The 20,223-nt window shown below is 36.0% G+C and carries 10 protein-coding genes; 4 read left to right on the top strand and 6 right to left on the bottom strand.

Going from position 1 to position 20,223, the window contains the following annotated elements; all coding sequences use genetic code 11:
* Positions 1–7 precede the first annotated feature (7 nt).
* From D1J36_RS06275 to D1J36_RS06250, 6 genes are all read right to left on the bottom strand, one after another.
* The gene (locus D1J36_RS06275; RefSeq protein WP_154137654.1) at positions 8–3,379 is read right to left on the bottom strand and encodes a methylmalonyl-CoA mutase family protein; all 3,372 of its coding nucleotides are present in this window, start codon (positions 3,377–3,379) and stop codon (positions 8–10) included.
* A 185-nt stretch (positions 3,380–3,564) separates the two neighbouring features.
* Complete coding sequence (gdhA, locus tag D1J36_RS06270; RefSeq protein WP_049334426.1) at positions 3,565–4,923, bottom strand: NADP-specific glutamate dehydrogenase; 1,359 nt, start codon at positions 4,921–4,923, stop codon at positions 3,565–3,567.
* Between the two features lie 183 nt (positions 4,924–5,106).
* The gene (gene dprA, locus D1J36_RS06265; protein ID WP_154137653.1) at positions 5,107–6,210 is read right to left on the bottom strand and encodes a DNA-processing protein DprA; all 1,104 of its coding nucleotides are present in this window, start codon (positions 6,208–6,210) and stop codon (positions 5,107–5,109) included.
* Between the two features lie 2 nt (positions 6,211–6,212).
* Positions 6,213–6,590 (bottom strand): group III truncated hemoglobin, encoded by a 378-nt coding sequence (locus D1J36_RS06260; protein WP_154137652.1) that lies wholly within the window; start codon positions 6,588–6,590, stop codon positions 6,213–6,215.
* Positions 6,591–6,600: 10 nt separating this feature from the next.
* On the bottom strand, positions 6,601–7,155 hold the full coding sequence (gene ruvC / locus D1J36_RS06255) for a crossover junction endodeoxyribonuclease RuvC (RefSeq protein ID WP_014938003.1): 555 nt from the start codon (positions 7,153–7,155) through the stop codon (positions 6,601–6,603).
* A gap of 52 nt (positions 7,156–7,207) precedes the next feature.
* Complete coding sequence (locus tag D1J36_RS06250; RefSeq protein ID WP_154137651.1) at positions 7,208–7,681, bottom strand: Lrp/AsnC family transcriptional regulator; 474 nt, start codon at positions 7,679–7,681, stop codon at positions 7,208–7,210.
* A gap of 356 nt (positions 7,682–8,037) precedes the next feature.
* Between D1J36_RS06250 and D1J36_RS06245 the strand changes: the two genes are divergently transcribed.
* The 4 genes from D1J36_RS06245 to sprA all read left to right on the top strand — a co-directional run bounded on the left by D1J36_RS06245 (position 8,038) and on the right by sprA (position 20,206).
* The gene (locus tag D1J36_RS06245; protein WP_154137650.1) at positions 8,038–10,968 is read left to right on the top strand and encodes a SusC/RagA family TonB-linked outer membrane protein; all 2,931 of its coding nucleotides are present in this window, start codon (positions 8,038–8,040) and stop codon (positions 10,966–10,968) included.
* 14 nt (positions 10,969–10,982) lie between these two features.
* A complete protein-coding gene (locus tag D1J36_RS06240) occupies positions 10,983–12,419 on the top strand; it encodes a RagB/SusD family nutrient uptake outer membrane protein (RefSeq protein ID WP_154137649.1) in 1,437 nt (478 codons plus the stop codon).
* Between the two features lie 168 nt (positions 12,420–12,587).
* A complete protein-coding gene (ruvA, locus tag D1J36_RS06235; RefSeq protein ID WP_154137648.1) occupies positions 12,588–13,172 on the top strand; it encodes a Holliday junction branch migration protein RuvA in 585 nt (194 codons plus the stop codon).
* Between the two features lie 5 nt (positions 13,173–13,177).
* Positions 13,178–20,206, top strand: coding sequence for a cell surface protein SprA (gene sprA / locus D1J36_RS06230; RefSeq protein WP_252339347.1), 7,029 nt, complete (start codon positions 13,178–13,180; stop codon positions 20,204–20,206).
* Positions 20,207–20,223: the final 17 nt, after the last annotated feature.

Genomic DNA, 20,223 nt, shown 5'->3' with positions numbered 1-20,223 from the left:
CAAAATATTACATATTCCTTCTATATTTACCACCCACCTCAAAAAGAGCATTGGTGATTTGCCCTAAAGAACAATATTTAACCGCCTCCATCATAGTGTTAAATAAGTTTTCTTGATTGATGGCGTCTTTTTGCAATTGTTCAATCCAATATCTAGATTTTTCTTCGTTTGATTTTTGAAATGCTTCCAAATTATTGATTTGAGCTTGTTTTTCTTCCTCCGTAGAACGAATTACTTCTACTGGTAAAACCGTAGGAGAACCTTCTTTACTTAGAAAGGTATTCACACCGATGATAGGATACTCACCCGTATGTTTCAGCCATTCGTAATGCATACTCTCTTCCTGTATCTTAGAACGCTGATACATTGTTTCCATAGCCCCCAATACGCCACCTCTTTCAGTAATGCGGTCAAACTCAGCATAAACCGCTTCTTCTACTAAATCTGTTAATTCTTCTATTATAAAAGACCCTTGTAACGGATTTTCATTTTTTGCTAAACCTAATTCTTTATTGATGATAAGCTGTATTGCCATCGCTCTTCTCACAGACTCCTCGGTTGGTGTTGTAATAGCTTCATCATAAGCATTGGTATGCAAAGAGTTACAATTATCATAAATAGCATATAGTGCTTGAAGTGTTGTTCTAATATCATTAAAGTCAATCTCTTGTGCATGCAGTGATCTTCCTGAAGTCTGTATATGATATTTAAGCATTTGTGAACGTTCGTTCGCTCCATATTTTTCTTTCATCGCCTTAGCCCATATTCTCCTAGCCACCCTACCTATCACAGCATACTCAGGATCTATTCCATTAGAAAAGAAAAAAGATAAATTAGGTGCAAAATCGTTAATATCCATTCCCCTTGCTAAATAATACTCTACATAAGTAAAGCCATTAGCTAAAGTAAATGCTAACTGAGAAATAGGATTAGCTCCTGCTTCTGCAATATGATAACCAGAAATAGAAACTGAATAGAAATTTCTTACTTTATTTTTAATAAAATACTCTTGAACATCTCCCATAAGCCTCAGTGCAAATTCGGTAGAGAAAATACAAGTGTTTTGTGCTTGATCTTCTTTCAAAATATCTGCCTGAACCGTTCCTCTTACTGTAGCTATAGTTTCTTTTTTAATATGTTCATAGACTTCTTTAGACACCACTTCATCTCCTGTAAGCCCTAAAAGTTTTAGCCCCAAGCCGTTGTTAGACGAAGGTAAAGAACCACTATATGCTGGTCTTACCAAACCTTTTTTATCAAATTTCTCTTTTAGAGTTTTTTCTATAATTTCCTCATAATATGCTCTATCATCGGCTTCATTTATGAATTTCTCCACATTTTGATCAATTGCAGCATTCATGAAAAACGCTAACAACATAGGCGCTGGACCATTGATAGTCATAGAAACAGAGGTTAATGGACTAACCAAATCAAACCCTGAATATAGTTTTTTAGCATCGTCTAAAGTGGCTATAGAAACCCCTGCATTACCTATTTTCCCATAAATATCTGGTGGAAATGCTGGATCTTGCCCATAAAGTGTTACTGAATCAAAAGCTGTAGAAAGCCTTTTAGCAGGCATTTCTTCAGAAACATAATGAAACCTACGATTAGTTCGCTCTGGACCACCTTCTCCAGCAAACATTCTCGTTGGATCTTCTCCCGTTCGCTTAAAAGGATAGATACCTGCTGTATACGGAAATCCTCCTGGTAGATTTTCTTGCCCTTTCCAGCGTACCAAATCTCCCCAATCACTAAACTTAGGAAGCGCTATTTTAGGAATCTTGAGTTGTGACAAAGATTCTGTTCTTGTTTCTACTTTCACCTCTTTACCTCTCACAAAATAAGAAAAACTATCTTTAGATAAATCTGCTTTAGTCTGTTCCCATTGCTCCAAAAAGTCTATATTTTCCTGAGAAAGTTCTTTTTTTAGCTTTTGATATTCATTTTCTAAAACTAGAAAATCGTTTTGCTCCATCAAATCCTTAACTCCCTTTATATGATACATCTTGCGAGCCAAACCTGCCTGTTTGATGACATATTCATCATACTGCTTATTACTATCTACAATCTCTGATAAATATCTTACCCTTTTTGGTGGAATTATAGTTACTTCCTCCTGAAAAATATGCTCTTCATACTTTGCCAAATTCAGTTCTGAAAATTGCTTATTAAGCTTTTCTACCAAAGCATTGAAAAGCTCGGTAGTTCCCAAATCATTAAACTGGCTCGCTTTGGTACTAAATACAGGCATAGATTCCAAAGGCTGTTCCCACAGTAGATGATTTCTTTGATACTGTTTTCTTACAGCATTAAGTGCGTCTTGAGCTCCTCTTTTATCAGACTTATTTAAGGCTACCAAATAGGCATAATCTAACATATCAATTTTTTCTAATTGAGTAGCAGCACCATACTCTGGTGTCATTACATACATAGAAATATCCGCTATATCCGAAATTTCAGAACCACTCTGACCTATACCTGAAGTTTCTAAAATAATTAAATCCGGTTGTGCCAATCTAAGAACTTTAATTGCAGAATGAATGTAAGGAGAAATTGAGACATTAGTTTCTCTAGTCGCCATAGAACGCATATATACCCGTTTATCATTGATGGCATTCATCCTTATTCTATCTCCAAGTAAAGCCCCTCCTGTTTTCTTTTTACTAGGGTCTATAGAAATAATCGCAATATTCTTATCTGGATTAGAGCGAAGAAATCTGCGTACCAATTCATCTGTCAAAGAAGATTTACCAGCACCTCCCGTTCCTGTTATCCCTACCACGGGAATATCTTTACTATCTCTAATAGCAAGTTTTCTATCTATCTCTTCTATTAACTCTTTTTTTTCATCAGAAAAATTTTCTACCGCTGAAATTACCTGAGCTATACTTTTAGAATCATTAAATGAAATAGAATCTAAATCTTCTACTTTGATATGTTTTCCTGTAGGGAAATCCGATTTCTGAACCAAATCGTCTATCATACCCTGCAGTCCCATTTCTCTACCATCATCAGGAGAATAGATGCGGTCAATACCAAAATCCATCAATTCTTTAATTTCCTCAGGAAGAATAACACCACCGCCAAAAATTTTAATTTGTGCACCTCCTTTCTCTCTAAGAAGGTTATAGATATACTTAAAATATTCGTTATGCCCTCCCTGATAGGAAGTAAGAGCTATAGCGTTAGCATCTTCTTGTATAGCACAATTTACCACCTCCTCCGCTGATTTATCATGCCCTAAGTGGATAACCTCACAGCCTGTACTTTGTATGACACGTCGCATAATATTGATAGCAGCATCATGCCCATCAAATAGAGAAGCTGCGGTAACAACTCTCACTTTATTTTTAGGAATGTATTTTTGGCGTTCCATTACTGTAATGTTTAGTTACTCAAATATAAATTATTTTTCAATAGAAACTCTTTTTAATGAAAATAAATGTTTTATGTATGTTTAAAGCCCCTGATATAAACAAAAAGTTTCTCAGGAAATCCTGAGAAACTTCTTTCTTTCATTTTACTTTTTACTCGTATTACCCCACGAGAAGGTTTATTGTATTAAACAACACCTTGTGCTAACATAGCTTCTGCTACTTTAACAAACCCAGCGATGTTTGCTCCTTTCACATAGTTTACATAACCATTTTCCTCTTTTCCGTAGTCTCTACATACTTTATGTATACCTATCATGATTTCTTTCAATCTAGCATCTACTTCTTCAGAAGTCCAGTTAAGACGAATAGAGTTCTGAGTCATCTCTAATCCAGAAGTAGCTACACCACCAGCGTTAGACGCTTTACCTGGAGAGAAAAGAACTTTGTTATCTATAAAGTGATTAATTGCATCTAGTGTAGAAGGCATATTAGCCGCCTCAGTAACACAAATACAACCATTTTCTACTAGTTTTTTAGCATCTTCTAAATCTAACTCGTTTTGAGTTGCAGAAGGGATAGCCACATCACACTTCACCTCCCACGGACGCTTACCTGCGTGAAACTCAGCTTCTGGATATTTTTTAACATAATCCTCTGCACGGTTATTTCCGCTCGCTCTAAGCTCTAATAAGAAATCTATTTTTTCACCAGTGATACCATCTTTATCATAAACATATCCATCTGGACCAGAAATAGTAACCGCCTTACCTCCTAGTTGGTCAATTTTCTTAATTACTCCCCAAGCCACATTTCCAAATCCTGAAACCGTAAATGTTTTACCTTTAACTTCCTCACCTACCGTTCTTAGCATTTGCTCTGCGAAGTAAACCACTCCATATCCTGTAGCTTCTGGACGAATTAAAGAACCACCATAAGCCAATCCTTTACCAGTAAGCACTCCTGTAAATTCGTTTCTTATCTTTTTATATTGACCGAAAAGGTAACCTATCTCACGAGCTCCCACACCTATATCTCCAGCAGGAACATCGGTTTGAGGTCCAATATGTTTACAAAGCTCTGTCATAAATGCTTGGCAGAATCTCATAATTTCCATATCTGATTTACCTTGTGGGTCAAAATCAGAACCTCCTTTACCACCACCCATAGGAAGCGTAGTTAAAGAGTTTTTGAACACTTGTTCAAACGCTAAAAATTTAAGTACTGAAAGATTTACAGTAGGATGGAATCTAATTCCTCCTTTATAAGGTCCGATAGCCGAATTCATCTGAATTCTAAACCCTCTATTTACTTGTATTTCTCCTTTGTCATCTACCCAAGGAACTCTAAAAATAATTGTTCTCTCCGGCTCTACCATTCTTTCTAGAAGTTTTTTACCTCTATATTCTTCTTTGGTAGCAATGAACGGAATTACAGTAACAGCCACCTCTTTCACAGCTTGTAAAAATTCTGGCTCATTAGGATTTTTAGCCTCTACATTTGCTATAAATTCTTGAATTTTTTGTTCTACATTATATTGTTCCATAGCGTTTAATTGATGCCAACAAAGATAACCTTTTTTTGATATTACACAAATCTGATTTTAATTTTTATCAAAACCTATACAAATCAAATACATTAACATCAAAATTTTAATTAAAGTCAGTTTTAATTAAAAAAAAGACACTATTATGCCCAAAATATCAATTTTAAAAAAGTGATTTTTTAGCTAAACAATTGAATATCTCCTCCCAGAATTTGCTCTTATCAACCTCAATAATTCTAATTCTAACAGAACTGGAAATACTTTAGAAATGGGTTGATTTAACTTTTCTGACAAGTCGTCCAAAGAAATATCATTAGTCTCTTTAATAATATCATAAATAGGCTTCTGAATAGGAGTTAAAGAAACCTCAACCGAAGGAAAAAGCTCCAAAACTTTAGAAGTATTATCCAAATCTAGGTCTTTTAGCAAACCTTTAATAGAAGATATGATTTTAGCTTTATTTTGAAAAATAAGATGATTGCAGCCTTGGCTATACTTATCAGTAAGACGCCCCGCAAGAGCATACACTTCTCTATTATACTGATTAGCAAAACTCGCCGTACTAATAGAACCGCCAGCATAAGCAGACTCTACCACAATCGTATTAGCCGAAAGCCCTGCTACAATACGATTCCTTTGCAAAAAATGTTCTCTATCTGGTTTTTCATCAGAGCAGAATTCAGAGAACAAAGCTCCTCCATTACTTAATATTTCTTCAGCAAGAATTTTATGTTTAGACGGATAAACAATATGTAAACCATGTGCTAAAACTGCTGAAGTTTTTATGTTATTTTTTAAAGCCTCTTGATGAGCTATCCCGTCTGTACCTAAAGCTAAACCACTAATGACTTGAATATTTTTATCTTTAAACTGAACAATTAAATCCTCCAAAAACGACTTACCGTAAGCAGTGGCATTTCTCGTCCCAACAATACTAATATTATTAGCGGTATCCTCATAATCTCCTTTTTGAAAAAGAATAGCTGGAGCATCATAACATTCACCTAAAAGACGAGGAAGCTGATTAAGATGTCTTAGATTGATTTTTATTTCGTTTTTAATGCAGAACTCAACTTCCTTTTCGGCAAACTTTAAAAGACTTTCATCTCCGATGTTTGAGGCAATTTGTTTACCTATACCTGATATTTTTCTTAGTTCCGACTGAGGCAAACTCCAAACCTCTTTAGCAGAACCAACTTCGCCCACTAAATTTGCAAATGTAACATCTCCCACCAAAGGACTTCGCCGAAGGGCAATGGAATATAAAACTTCTTCTGCATTTACCATAACTATCGCCTTGCCATTTCCATCTTGTAAGCCATTAGATTGGCAATATTAGCCGCTTTGTATTTAGCTGTTTCTGCCATAGAGCCTTCGTAGAGCTCATCAATAGTTTCTGTCCAAAGTTTTAGCCAATGTTCGAAGTGATGCTTTTCCATAGGTACTAAATCATTGATAGGAAAGTGAGCCCCCATCGGATTTCCTTTATAGGATACCTTACTAAATAATAGCGTTTCCCAAAAGGCATACATTTTTGGTAAATGTTCGTCCCAATTTACTTTTGCAACTTCATTAAAGAAAAAGCCTATGGTAGCGTCTTTCCCAACCTTATCATAAAAACGATTAACTAACGTCTCTATATCCTGACGATTTTCTAGTGCTTTCATAAAAGATGATTTATTTAACCCTATCTGGGTTTTGTTTTATAAAACTTTCCCACCCTGAATAATTTTTACCTGTTACTATTTTACCCGAATTAAAATGATGACAAACCGCCACCGCCAATCCATCAGATGCATCTAGATATTTGGTAGGAAACTCCTTAAGTTTAAGTAAATTTTGCAACATGCCCGCCACTTGTTCTTTACTTGCGTTACCATTGCCTGTAATCGCCATTTTGATTTTTTTTGGAGAATACTCAGTAATAGGAATATCTCTGTATAAACTCGCCGCCATAGCTACTCCTTGAGCCCGCCCTAACTTCAGCATACTCTGTACATTTTTCCCATAGAAAGGTGCCTCTAATGCTACTTCATCTGGATGAAACTCGTCTATAAGTGATAGAGTTCTCTCAAAAATGTACTTCAATTTAGTTTCGTGGTTAGGGTATTTTTTTAAAATCAATTCGTTAATAGAAACCAACTCCATCTTCTGATTTAAAACGGAAATAATCCCGAACCCCATTACGGTAGTACCTGGGTCTATACCCAATATAATTTTCTCTACTTTCACATGGTAAAAATACAGATTATTTTATAAAAAACACCTTGAAAACACCTTTTCCTTATTTAATATTTTCAACACTTACCGCTTGATGATTATTCTTAATATATTTGAATGTAAAGCTACTCTTAACACTATCTATAATATCTAATTTTGATATTTTTCTTAGGATAAACTCTTCATAATGGTGCAAATCTCTTAGCAAAAGTTTCATAATAACATCATAATCCCCAGAAGTAAATGCCGCCTCTGTGACTTCCTCAAAAGACAATATTTCTTCTTTAAACTTATTAAAAATCTCTTCCTGATGCTTAATTAATTTAATTTGCATATAGGTGGTAAAGCCATACCCCAACTTTTCGGCATCTACAATAGCTGTATAGCCTTTAATATAACCATTAGCCTCTAATTTCTTTATCCTATCATGCACAGGTGTTACTGACAAACTCACCTTAGCCGCTATTTCTTTCACACTTTGGCTACTATCTTTAACCAATTCCCTGAGGATACTAATATCAACTTGATCTAACTTCATTATTTTTTTTCGGTTTTACTCAGCAAATATACAAAGTAAAAGAAAAATAAACTAAAAAATACAACAAAAATAAATTTAATATCTTTTATTAAGCAATAATTAGGTTTTTTATTTCAATATGATATAATTTTGCAGTGTAAATAATCAGTTACCAGTTACAATAATGTTATACAACACTATCAATAAAAACCCTCACCTATTTCTTTTTATCATGACCATGATGAAGAGAAAACAAACGGCATTATTTGTGTGAGAAGTTTTTAGTTGATAATATTTCAGTTCCGACGGAAGGCTTTAAACACAATGTTTAAGGCCTTTTATTTTGAAGTTTAAAAAAATAAAAAATTATACAACTTATGAAAAGGAAACTACTAAATGCAGGAGCATTAGGTCTGTTTTTAGTGCTTGGAAATAATATACAAGCACAAGTAAAGGTAAAAGATAGCACAAAAACGAGAGCTATCGAAGAAGTGGTAATAGTAGCCTATGGCAAACAAAAAGCCAAAGCTATAGTAGGCTCCGTGTCTAGCGTAGGGAAAGATGTATTGTCCACTCAACAAACTTCTAATATCGCAACAGCGATACAAGGGAGTGTACCAGGTGTTAACATCATAGGCTCTTCTACACCAGGAGCTACACCTACTATACGAGTGAGAGGTATCGGCTCTATCAATGCGAGCTCAGACCCACTAATCATCGTAGATGGTGCTCAATATTCGGGGAGTTTATCTAACATATCTCAAGAGGAAATAGAGAGCATCAATGTACTGAAAGATGGTTCTGCAACCTCATTATACGGTTCTAGAGGTGCTAATGGTGTTATATTAGTAACTACAAAAAAAGGTAGAAAAGGAGCTCCTAGAGTTACAGTGCAATCTTCTTTAGGATACGCAGCTCCAGTTAATCAACTTTACCCATTGATAGACAATAATAGATACCTAAATTACACTTGGGAGGCATTAAGAAATTCTAAAGTAGCAAACGGAGTAGCTACAGATTTAGCAGGAGCTCAAGCCTCTGCTGAAGTTATTCCATTGCTACAGTATAACCCATACAATGTTAAAACTCCTATAGACGCTAACGGACAGCTAGTGCCAGGTGCTCAACTTTTATGGAACACCAATTGGGCTGACTATTTACTTAATCGTTCTGCGGAAAGAAGTGAAACCAGCGCTACTGTTTCTGGAGGAACAGACCAAAGCAACTATTTCCTAAGTGTAAACTATCTAAAGCAGGAAGGTTCTGTTAAGACCACTAATTTTGAAAGATTTTCAACTAGGTTAAATCTAGAAACCAAGATAAAACCATGGTTAACAGCAGGTTTAAACACTGCCTACATATCTCATAAAAGAAATATTCCAGCCCAATCAGGGACAGCCTATGGTTCCCCTATAAATAGTATATACACTCTGTCTTCGGTTTATCCAGTGCATAAAAGAGATTCTGACGGTAACCTTGTATATGACGACAAAGGCAATCTAAGCTACGACTATGGAGCAGGAAGCCCAAGTGTACTTAACTCCCAAAGACCTTTTAGTAGAAATGTGAACCCTCTTGGATACCTTTACGACAACACCTATCTTTACAGAGTAAACACCCTTACTTTAAACGGTTTTGTAAAAATAGATTTCTCCAAAGATTTATCATTCCGTTCTAACTACTCTTTGGAACAGAACAATTATAACAACCACAATTATAGAAATAATAGATTTGGAGACTATGCCGCACAGGGAGGGGCAGTAATAGGCAGAAGGGATATTGCAAGTACCAAAAACTTTGTAAACTCCCTTAACTATAACAAACAACTAGGAAATCACAACCTAACAGCTGATGCTATCGTAGAAACTTTTGACAGAACATACGACTATATGAGTGCTATGGGAGTAGGTTTATTCTCTGGAATAGAAACACTTAGTGGAGCCACTAGTCCTAGTTCAGTTTCTGGTTACCCTCTTCAACAGAGATTGGTCGGGTTACTTGGAAGAGCGAGCTACAACTACAAAGAAAAATATTTCGTAGAAGGGTCTTTCCGTAGAGATGGTTCTAGTGTATTTAGTAAGGAAACCAGATGGGGTAACTTCTTCTCTGTAGGTGGTGCTTATATCGTAAGTGAAGAAAACTTCCTTAAAGGAAACAAAACCATCAGTTTCTTAAAACTAAAATCATCTTACGGAGAGCTAGGTAACAATGATTTTACAGACGCTGACGGAGTAAAAAATTATTTCCCTTATCTTAGTACTTATCTTAGTGGATACTCTGTAGGTTCTAATATAGGTGTAATATTATCTTCACCTAAAGATGCTTTTCTTACATGGGAAAAAACAGCGTCTTTTAATGCAGGGATAGAATTAGGGTTATTCCAAAATAGAGTTAATCTTAATGTAGATTATTATGATAAGCGTTCTGTAGATTTAGTTGGACCTCTTGTAACTGCTGGTTCTACTGGTGCTACCTCTATAACTACAAACATAGGAAAACTAAGAAACTATGGCTGGGAATTTAGCATCAACACAAAAAATGTAAGAACTGCTAACTTTAGATGGGATACCGGCTTAAATTTCTCTTTCGACAGAAATAAAATCCTTGCCCTAAGTGCTGATAACAAACCTCAAACTGTAGCAGCTCTCAAAAGATGGGAAGTTGGTAGATCTCTCTATGACTTCTATATACAAGAGTATGCAGGCGTAAACCCTGACAATGGTAACCCACTATGGTATAAAGATGTAACCGACGCTAACGGAAAGGTAACCAAAGTAACTACAGAAAGTTATTCCGAAGCGACACGCTATTACAATCGTAGTTCTTTACCTTTTGTAATAGGAGGTTTAAACAACTATCTCAAATATAAAAATTTTGATCTAAATGCACTCGTTAATTTCAGCTTCGGTTCTTATATCTATGATGGGGACTATGCTAGACTAATGAGTGGGAAATTTGATGGATATTCTAAGAGTGTAGATTTAGAAAGAAGATGGCAGAAACCAGGTGATGTTACAGATGTTCCTAGATTGAGCTATACCACATTACAAGAAAATCAACAATCTTCTAGATTCTTATTTAAAAATGACTATGTAAGATTAAAAGCTCTAAACATAGGTTATAATTTTAATAAAGAAGACAGCGAAAAAATAGGATTAAAGAGCTTAAGACTATTTTTACAAGCAGATAACTTATTTACGTGGCAAACCCGTAAGAATATAGACCCAGAACAAGCTCTAACTGGTCTTACTAACAACAGAACTTCTAATTTAAAAACCATATCATTCGGACTTAAACTTGAACTTTAAAAATTTTAAAACAAATGAAACTAAATAAATTAAAAACTTTAGCTCTAGCTTCTCTACTACTAGGAAGCGTCTCTTGCCAGAGATATTTGGACGAACCTCAACCCACAAACGAAATTAGCCCAAGCCTAGTTTTTGCAAGTATAGAAAACGCAGAAGCTAACCTTACAGGAATCACAAGCCTTCTAAGAGGAGATAACGAAACCTATATCAGTACAACCGTAGATGCTACAAATTTAGGAAGCGTTTATTTCGCAAGAACAGTTAGAGGAGAGGATTTCATCGTTCCCAGCAACTGGTTTGCGGGGGACTATTCTAATACCAATAGAATAAGTATTTACCGTAGAGCTAAATTCACATGGGAATATTTTTACAAAATCATTCGCCAGTGCAATGAGTTTATAGACGGTGTTAATAAAAGTTCTAACATAGCTGATACTCAAAAAAAATCTCTTATTGCTAGAGCAAAAGTACTCCGTGCATTATCTTATTTTGAAGTTGTGCAAGACTTTCAGCTAGGATATAAGTACGCAAAAGACCTTCCTGCAGTTCCTATCTATAGCAGCTATAGTACAAAAGCTCAACCTCTAAGTACTACTGGAGAAGTTTATAATTTCATTACTAACGATTTAGAAACAGCTTTACCAGATCTTTCATATAGTAGAATATCCAAAGCTTTTGTAAACAAACAGGTTGCTTATGCTATCGCCGCTAGAGTGTATCAAGTAAAAGAGAACTGGCAAAAAGCCGCAGAATATGCAAAATTAGCTTATGGAGGAACCGTCAGCTCTGCACTTAATGCTGCAGAATACGCCGAAGGTTTCAAAAAATTAGACTCACAAGAATGGATACTAGGTTATGGGCAACAAGCAGGACAGTCTATCACATGGTCTCAAGCACCGCATTCTTTTACAGATTTATCTTTTGAGAATGATGGTTACAGTAATACCTATGTCAGCAAATCTCTATATGACTTGTTCTCTGATACAGATGTAAGAAAACTATTTGATGTAAATCCTTCTGTAAATAACCATACTAAATATAGTACTTATAAGTTTACTTTCAATAAAGATGCATCAGCGTGTCCTTACATCAGAACTTCAGAAATGATTTTAATAGAAGCCGAAGCAAGATACAGACTAGGACAGGAAAGCCATGCTAAGGACTTATTATTCCAATTACAACAAAATAGAGACCCTAAAGCCGTAAAATCTGCTAATACAGGAGAAGAACTTTTTGAAGAAATTCTTATAGAAAGAAGAAAAGAACTTTATGGTGAAATAGGGGTAGAGCTCTATGATGCTAGAAGATTATCCCTTACTTTAAAGAGATCTTCATGGCACCAAGTCCCATTATCTTTTAAGGCAAATGACACTAAAATCATTTACCAATATCCTCAGCAAGAGATAGACTCTAACCCTTTTGTTCCTTCTGATATAAACAAAGACAGATAATAAGTTTTTTCATTTTTACTTCAATATCAACCCCGCAATAAGAGAGCTTTTTTAGAAAGGCTCTCTTATTATTTTATATTAAAGTTAAAAAACATCATTCTTTTAATCGCAAAAGAAAGATTTAGTCCTAAAAAAACTTTAATTTAGCCACCTCAAAATTAGCAGTATATGATTTATTCTCTACGAGGTATCGTTCAGGAGCTTAGCCCAACCCATTTAGTTATAGAAACTGGCGGCATAGGCTACTTTGTAAGCGTTAGTGTAAACACTTCTAAACACTTCTCCATTGGGAAAGAATCTTTAATCTACACACAGCAAATCATTCGAGAAGACGCTCACTTATTGTACGGCTTTTCGGAGCTAAAAGAGAAAGAAATGTTTAACCTACTTATTTCTGTAAATGGTGTAGGACCAGCCTCTGCTATGATTATGCTTTCCTCACTAGAATTAAGAGAAATAGCACAAGCCATACTCTCTGGCAATAGTGCTGTATTACAAAAAGTAAAGGGTATAGGCACTAAAACTGCACAACGAATTATCATTGATTTAAAGGATAAAGTACTACATTTTGGAGCAGATGAATCTGATATTTCTACCGTTATTGATAATAAAGTGAAAGAAGAATCGTTATCTGCATTAGAAGTTTTAGGAATCCCTAAAAAAATGTCAGAAAAATTAGCAGACAAAATTTTGAAACAAAATCCAGAAATTCAAACGGAAGATTTAGTAAAACAAATTTTGAAAAATATTTAAAATAAGTGAAGCCACATCATCATAATTACGCCCTACATAAATTACTATGGGTTTTAGGGTTTGTGTTCTTTAGTAACCTTACCTACTCCCAAACAGAAAAAGACACTCCAAATTCTCAACCTCAACTTAGCCTTCCAAATCCTGTTCGATATGAGGCTTTTTACGATGTAAAAGAAGGCGTTTATTTCCTTTATCCTAAGGTAGGAAACGTGGTTACAGGCACACCTATCGTAATGACTCCTTCGGAATATGGTGCTTATGTAAAATCTATTGGGTTACGAAATTATTACCAAGAAAAATCACTCCAATATGACTTGGCTAATAATGTAAAAGAGCCAAAAGATGCAGAGAAAAAAAAGCTTCTTCCTAGCATCAACATAAAGAACAAACTGTTTGAAACTATTTTTGGAGGTAATAAAATAGAGCTTATTCCACAGGGATTTGCTTCTTTTGATTTAGGTGGACTTTACCAAAGAATTGACAATCCGCTTATTTTACCACAAAACAGAAAGAATTTTGCATTTAATATTCAGCAGAGAATACAGCTAGGCATACTTGGTAAGGTAGGCGAAAACTTACAACTAAAAGCCAACTACGATACCCAAAGCGGTTTCGCTTTTGAAAATAGACTTAATCTAGCATGGCGTGCAAAGGGTACTTGGAAAGACCTACAATCCAAAACATTAGGAGAAAGCAAAAGAACAGGTGAGGATAAAATCATCAAGAATGTAGAATTTGGTAATGTTAATATGCCTCTATCTACTAGTCTTATGCGAGGCTCACAATCGTTATTTGGTTTAAAAACTGAATTTCAGTTGGGCAAAACTTACGGTACATTAGTCCTTTCTCAACAACAAGGAGAAGCAAGAACTGTAGTGGCACAAGGTGGAGGTGTACTCAATACCTTTAAAATAAATGCCATAGACTACGAAGACAACCAGCACTATTATTTAGGACAATATTTCTTCCAAAATTACGACAATGCCTTAGCAAACTACCCTCAAATCAATTCTAAAATCAATATCACTCGTATAGAAGTTTGGGTTCTTGACCAAACAGCGAGTAACCTACAAAATCAAAAAAGTATAGTAGCCGTAAGAGATTTAGGGGAAGGTTCTGCACAATATCCAAATAACACACAAAACAATCTCTACCAAAGCATTAGTGCCTTAGCTGGTATCAGAGATGCTAATACAGCCTATTCTACTATCAATCAGCAATCATTTCCCAACGCTTCAGGTACTCTTGAAACTTATACAGACGGTGAACAGTTCATTTTTAACAGAAGAGCGAGAAGGCTTAATCAAAATGAATTTACATTTCACCCGCAACTAGGGTATATATCCTTAAACCAAAGGCTTAATGACAACCAGCTCTTAGCGGTTTCTTACTCTTACACCGTTAATGGTTCTAACCAAGTTTACAAAGTGGGAGAGTTTTCGGAGGAAAGTTCGGTTCTTGTAACCAAATTACTAAAGCCCAATGTTTTAGTAAAAACCACTTCTCCTATGTGGAACTTGATGATGAAAAACATCTATAGCCTTAATGCTAACGGGGTAACTTCGGATAAGTTCTTCCTCAATGTATATTATAGAGACCCTAAAAACGGTAAAGTTAACTATCTACCTAACACACCTGTACAAGACACCAACCTTTTAAAACTCCTAAATTGGGACAGGCTCAATCTCAATAATGACTTACAATCCAACGGAAGTACTTTAGGAGACGGTTTATTTGACTTTGTTAATGGCATTACCATAGACCCTGCCAATGGAAAGCTTATCTTTACCAAAGCTCAGCCTTTTGGTAGTTTTATGGCAAGTACTTTAGGGAGTAACGACCCTCAATTCGTATTCTCGGAATTGTACCAACAACAAAAGCAAGTAGCTACACAAAACCCTCTGGCACAAAGATATACCATAGAAGGACGCTACCAAGGTGGGCAAGGACAAGGCATTTCTCTAGGGGCGATAAATGTGCCTAAAGGCTCCGTACGAGTAACTGCCAACGGAGCTCAACTTACAGAAGGAGTAGATTATACCGTAGATTATATGCTAGGGCAAGTAACTATCATCAACGAAGCTCTTAAACAATCTGGACAAGCCATCAATATCTCTTTAGAAAACCAAATGACCTTTAATACCCAAAGACGAAGATTTTGGGGATTGAATTTGGAAAGAAAAATCAGTGATAAATTTATCATTGGGGCTACTGCGATGAATTATGCCGAAAGACCTCTTACCCAAAAAGTTCAGATGGGGCAAGAAGCAGTTAATAACACAATGTTGGGTATGAATGTTATGTATAATAACGAGTTACCTTTCCTTACAAGGCTTACTGATAAGGTTCCGCTCATCAATACCGAAGCACCATCTTACCTTAATTTTAAAGCAGAAGCAGCGTATCTTATCCCAGGGCAAAATAAGGATATTAACGACCAAGCCTATGTAGATGATTTTGACCAAACCACTTCAAAAATATCACTAAAAGAACCTGCTCTTTGGGCTTTAGCATCTAAACCGGAGAAAAACCACAATGATATTATATTCAGAAATTCAGCATTAGACAATGATGTTAAAAATGGCTATGGTAGAGGTCTATTATCTTGGTATTATATAGACCCTAGATTCTATGGTGTTGGCGGAAAAGCTCCTAATGGCATCACTGCTGATGCGTTGTCTAACCACGCATCACGCCGTGTGAGAATGAATGAACTTTACAACAGCAGAGATTTTGTTGCTGGTGACCAAACCTATACCAATACCTTAGACGTTACCTACTACCCTACCGAAAGAGGTCCATACAACCTAAATCCTGCCAACGAATCTACTGCGGAAAGATGGGCTGGTATGATGAGACCTATCTCTGTGTCTAACTTTACCAATGCCAATATTGAATATGTTGAATTTTGGCTAATGGATCCTTACGCTGATGGAAAAATGCTAGGTACCAACCCTAAATTACTACTTCATTTAGGAAATATATCAGAAGATATTCTGAAAGACGGTAAGCTACAATACGAAAACGGATTACCTACTCCAGAAGCTCCTGCAAGAACTTCCGAAAGTAATTGGGGAACTCAGCCAGACCAACAGCCTGTTCTATATGCCTTCTCTTCTGAAGGTGCTAATAGAACTGCACAAGATGTAGGTTATGATGGTTTAGACAATGTTCAGGAAGCCACTAAATTCGGCACAACTTTCGTCAATCCTGTGACTAATCTTACCGACCCTGCAGCAGACGACTTCGTGTTTTACCTTTCCACACAATTCCAAGGTGCTTTAGCTTCTTCGGTAGTAGAGCGTTACAGATATTTTAGAAATCCAGACGGAAACTCCAAAGCCAACTCAATGGAGGTATCGTCTCAAACACCTAACACTGAAGACATCAACGGTGATTTTAACTTAGACCAAAGCGAAAGTTATAACCAATACACCATCAATTTAGATAAAGCCAATTTAGTTTTAGGAAAAAACTTTATCGTAGATGAAAAGGAAACCGAAGCCAAATTCCAAAATGGACAAACTAGTAGAAGTAAATGGTTTTTATTCCGTATTCCTGTTAAACAGTTTGATGCTGATGCTGGAGAAGCTAGTGATGCTATCCTAAATAATGTAAGGTTTGCGAGAATGATTCTTAAAGGATTTGACGAAACCTCAACACTAAGATTTGGTACTTTTGATTTGGTAAGATCAGACTGGAGAAAATTCACTAAAAACATTGCAGTTATCAACGAATCTGAGGAAGGTAACTACAACATAGATAACTCTAACTTTGATGTAGGAAGTGTTAATTTAGAGGAAAACTCAAAAGGGACTCCACCTTATGTTATTCCTCCTGGCATAAACAGACAGGTACTAAGTGGAACTACTGGAGCACAAAGACAAAATGAGGCTTCTCTTTACTTAAAGGCAACCAATCTTTCTAAAACATCACACGCCTCTAGAGGAGTGTTTAAGAATGTAGCGTTGGATATGCGTCGTTACGAAAAATTAGAACTTTTTGTACACGCCGAAGACCTTAAAGATGTTACATCTAACAAGCTAGACCAAAATGCCAAGTTCTTCATCCGTCTAGGAAGTGATGCCATAGACAACTACTACGAGTATGAGGCTTCGCTAAAATACACCGCTAAAAACGCAACTTCTCCACTAGATATTTGGCCAGCTGAGAATACTATTAACTTTAATCTAAAAGAATTCATCAATGCCAAACTAAGAAGAGAAACCGCAGGGATAAGTCTAGACCAAAGGTATAAAGACCAAGAATATGGTGATAGTCACAGAGCTATATTTACCAAAGGACGCCCTAGTTTAGGTAACATTTCTACCATCGTGATTGGGGTAAGAAATACAGGTTCTGATTCTAAAGATTTAGTACTTTGGGTGAACGAAATTCGTCTTTCTGGAATAGAAAACAAAGGAGGCTATGCAGCCAACGCTAACCTCAACTTTAACCTAGGCGATTTTGCTAATGTAAATGCCAACGCTGCTATCTCTACCATAGGGTTTGGTTCTATAGACCAAAAACCTACTCAAAGACAGCAAACACAAAACACCGCATTCTCCATCAACACGACAGTAAATGTGGATAAATTCCTTCCTGAAAAAGCAGGAATGAAAATCCCAGTTAATTACTCTTACACCCAAACTATTGAGGACCCTAAATATAATCCTCTTAATGATGATGTCCTCTTTAATGAAGACCCCAAAAAAGACCAACTTAAACAAGTGGTGAGAACTTACACTCAGCAAAGAAGTTTTGGCGTGGTGAATATGAGAAAAGAAAGGGTAAACTCTGATAAGAAGCCTAAGTTCTACGATGTAGAGAACTTAGCCCTCACAGCAGTTTATCACGACGACTATTACAGAGACATCTACACCAAGAAAAACTACCGACAAAATCTAAAGGCTTATATAGACTACAACTATAACTTTAAACCTTGGGTAATAAAACCGTTCAACAAAGTTATAAGTGATACTGCTAAGATAGTTCCTTATGTAAAATGGATTAAAGAGTTCAATATCAACCCTATCCCAACTCGTTTTTCTTTCAGAACAGAGCTAGATAGAAATTATAGCGAACTAGAGTTTAGAAATATTGAAGCCCTACTCAATGGCAATGGTTCTCAAAACTTTGATGTTCTTAAAAACAGAAATTTCTTCTTTGGTTGGCAGTATAACCTAGGATTTAATTTCACTAAGTCTTTCAAAGCCGAAATATTCTCTGCCACTAGAACTCTTAACGATGACTGGGCAGTAAATACTATGGACACCAGATCTATCTTCCAAAATCCGTTTAAAGTGGGACGACCTGTACTCTATAACCACAGAATACAATTTAATTACCGTTTGCCTTTTGAACACTTCCCTTACCTAGATTTCATCAATGCAGAGTTAGGCTATGGGCTGCAATACAATTGGAATGCAAGGTCTACTGTACTTCTTAATAGTGCTAATGGAAATCTAGGAAATGTAGCTCAAAACACCAATAATAAGGTAGCCACTGCTTCGGTGGACATTCCTTTGTTGTTAGGAAAGTTTAAATATTTTAAAAAGTTAGACTCTATCCGACAAGGAAGAAATAGAGAAATAGACTCGCTTAATCAGGTTTATGAAAAGGCTTTTGCTAATGAAAATAGCCGTAAGAGATTTAAGTTTAAGTCTTATAGATTTAAAAATCAATTATCTTTAACTCAGAAAGTAATGTCGGCTTTAACTTCCATTAAGCAAGCTAACCTTAATTTTAATGAAAATAACGGAACCGTACTTCCTGGGATACTTTCAGAACCGAACTTTTTTGGTATAGGACGAAGAGGATTTGGAGGACCTACCAGTGGTTTCCTACTAGGCTCTCAGGCTGACATTAGAAGACTCGCCGTAGAAAATAATTGGGTTACTCAGTCAGAGTATCTTAACGACCCTTATACCCAAATGAGCAATAGAAATGTTACGGCTAATATCGTTATAGAGCCTATAAAGAATTTGAGGGTAGATGTTAACTTCCTTCAAACTTATAATAAAATGCTCACTCACGGCGGATTTAATATAGACTTAGATGGCAATCGTGCCAATGGTATACAATTCTCTTTTGCTAACGAGATGATAAGCTACTCTAACACAGAGTTCCTACTAGGTACTACTCTAAAAAATAGCACAGACATCTTTAACGATATTAAAGCTAGAGCTAGAGAGTTTTCTAGACTTAATAGTGGTAACTTGATGACTGACGGTTTCGTGGAGGGCTATAGTATTGCCAACACTTATGTTTTGGTTCCTGCATTCCGCTCTGCGTTATCAGGGAAATCAGTTTCTATGAAAAACCCTACTCGCCCTAACTTCCCGTTACCTAACTGGCGACTTACTTACTCTGGGCTTAGAAACATTCCATTTATCAACAGTCAGTTTGAGAAGTTTGATATACAGCATGCCTACACTTCTACCTATACAGCTACAGGAATACAGTCTAATATAGATTATTATAACAATCCTAATGCTCTAGATGTAAGAGGCAATAGACTGAATCCTTATGTATTTTCTCAAGCTATGTTTGTAGAAGAGTTTGCTCCTTTTGTAGGTGCTGATGTTACTATGAGAAACCACATGCAGTTTAGAGCTCACTACAACAGAAATAGAATGTTTTTACTAGGCTTAGTAAACCAAACCTTAACCGAAGATTCTGGCTCTGAGTATGTGCTTGGTTTTGGATATATTTTAAAAGATTTAAAACTAAAACTAAGATATAAAGGTAAATCAAAAGATATTAAGAGCGACCTTAATGTTCGTGCCGATTTCTCGTTGAGGGACAACAAAACATCTATCATCAATATCTTAAAAGATGATGCTCAAGTAACGGGAGGACAGCGTTTACTAGGCATAAAAGTATCTGCGGATTACAATATGTCACAAAACTTTAATATTCGTTTCTTCTACGACCAACTGATGACGAAGTACAAAATTTCTACGGCATTCCCACTATCTACTGTTAGAGCAGGATTATCCGCCACATTTACCTTTGGAGGAAACGGAATGTAATGCTTTTCGTCATACAA

It is taken from the genome of Riemerella anatipestifer, assembly GCF_009670965.2.
GTDB classification, from domain to species: Bacteria; Bacteroidota; Bacteroidia; order Flavobacteriales; family Weeksellaceae; genus Riemerella; species Riemerella anatipestifer_B.
The sequence above is the reverse complement of the archived record's forward strand: the minus strand, read 5'-3'. Positions and strand labels throughout refer to the sequence as shown.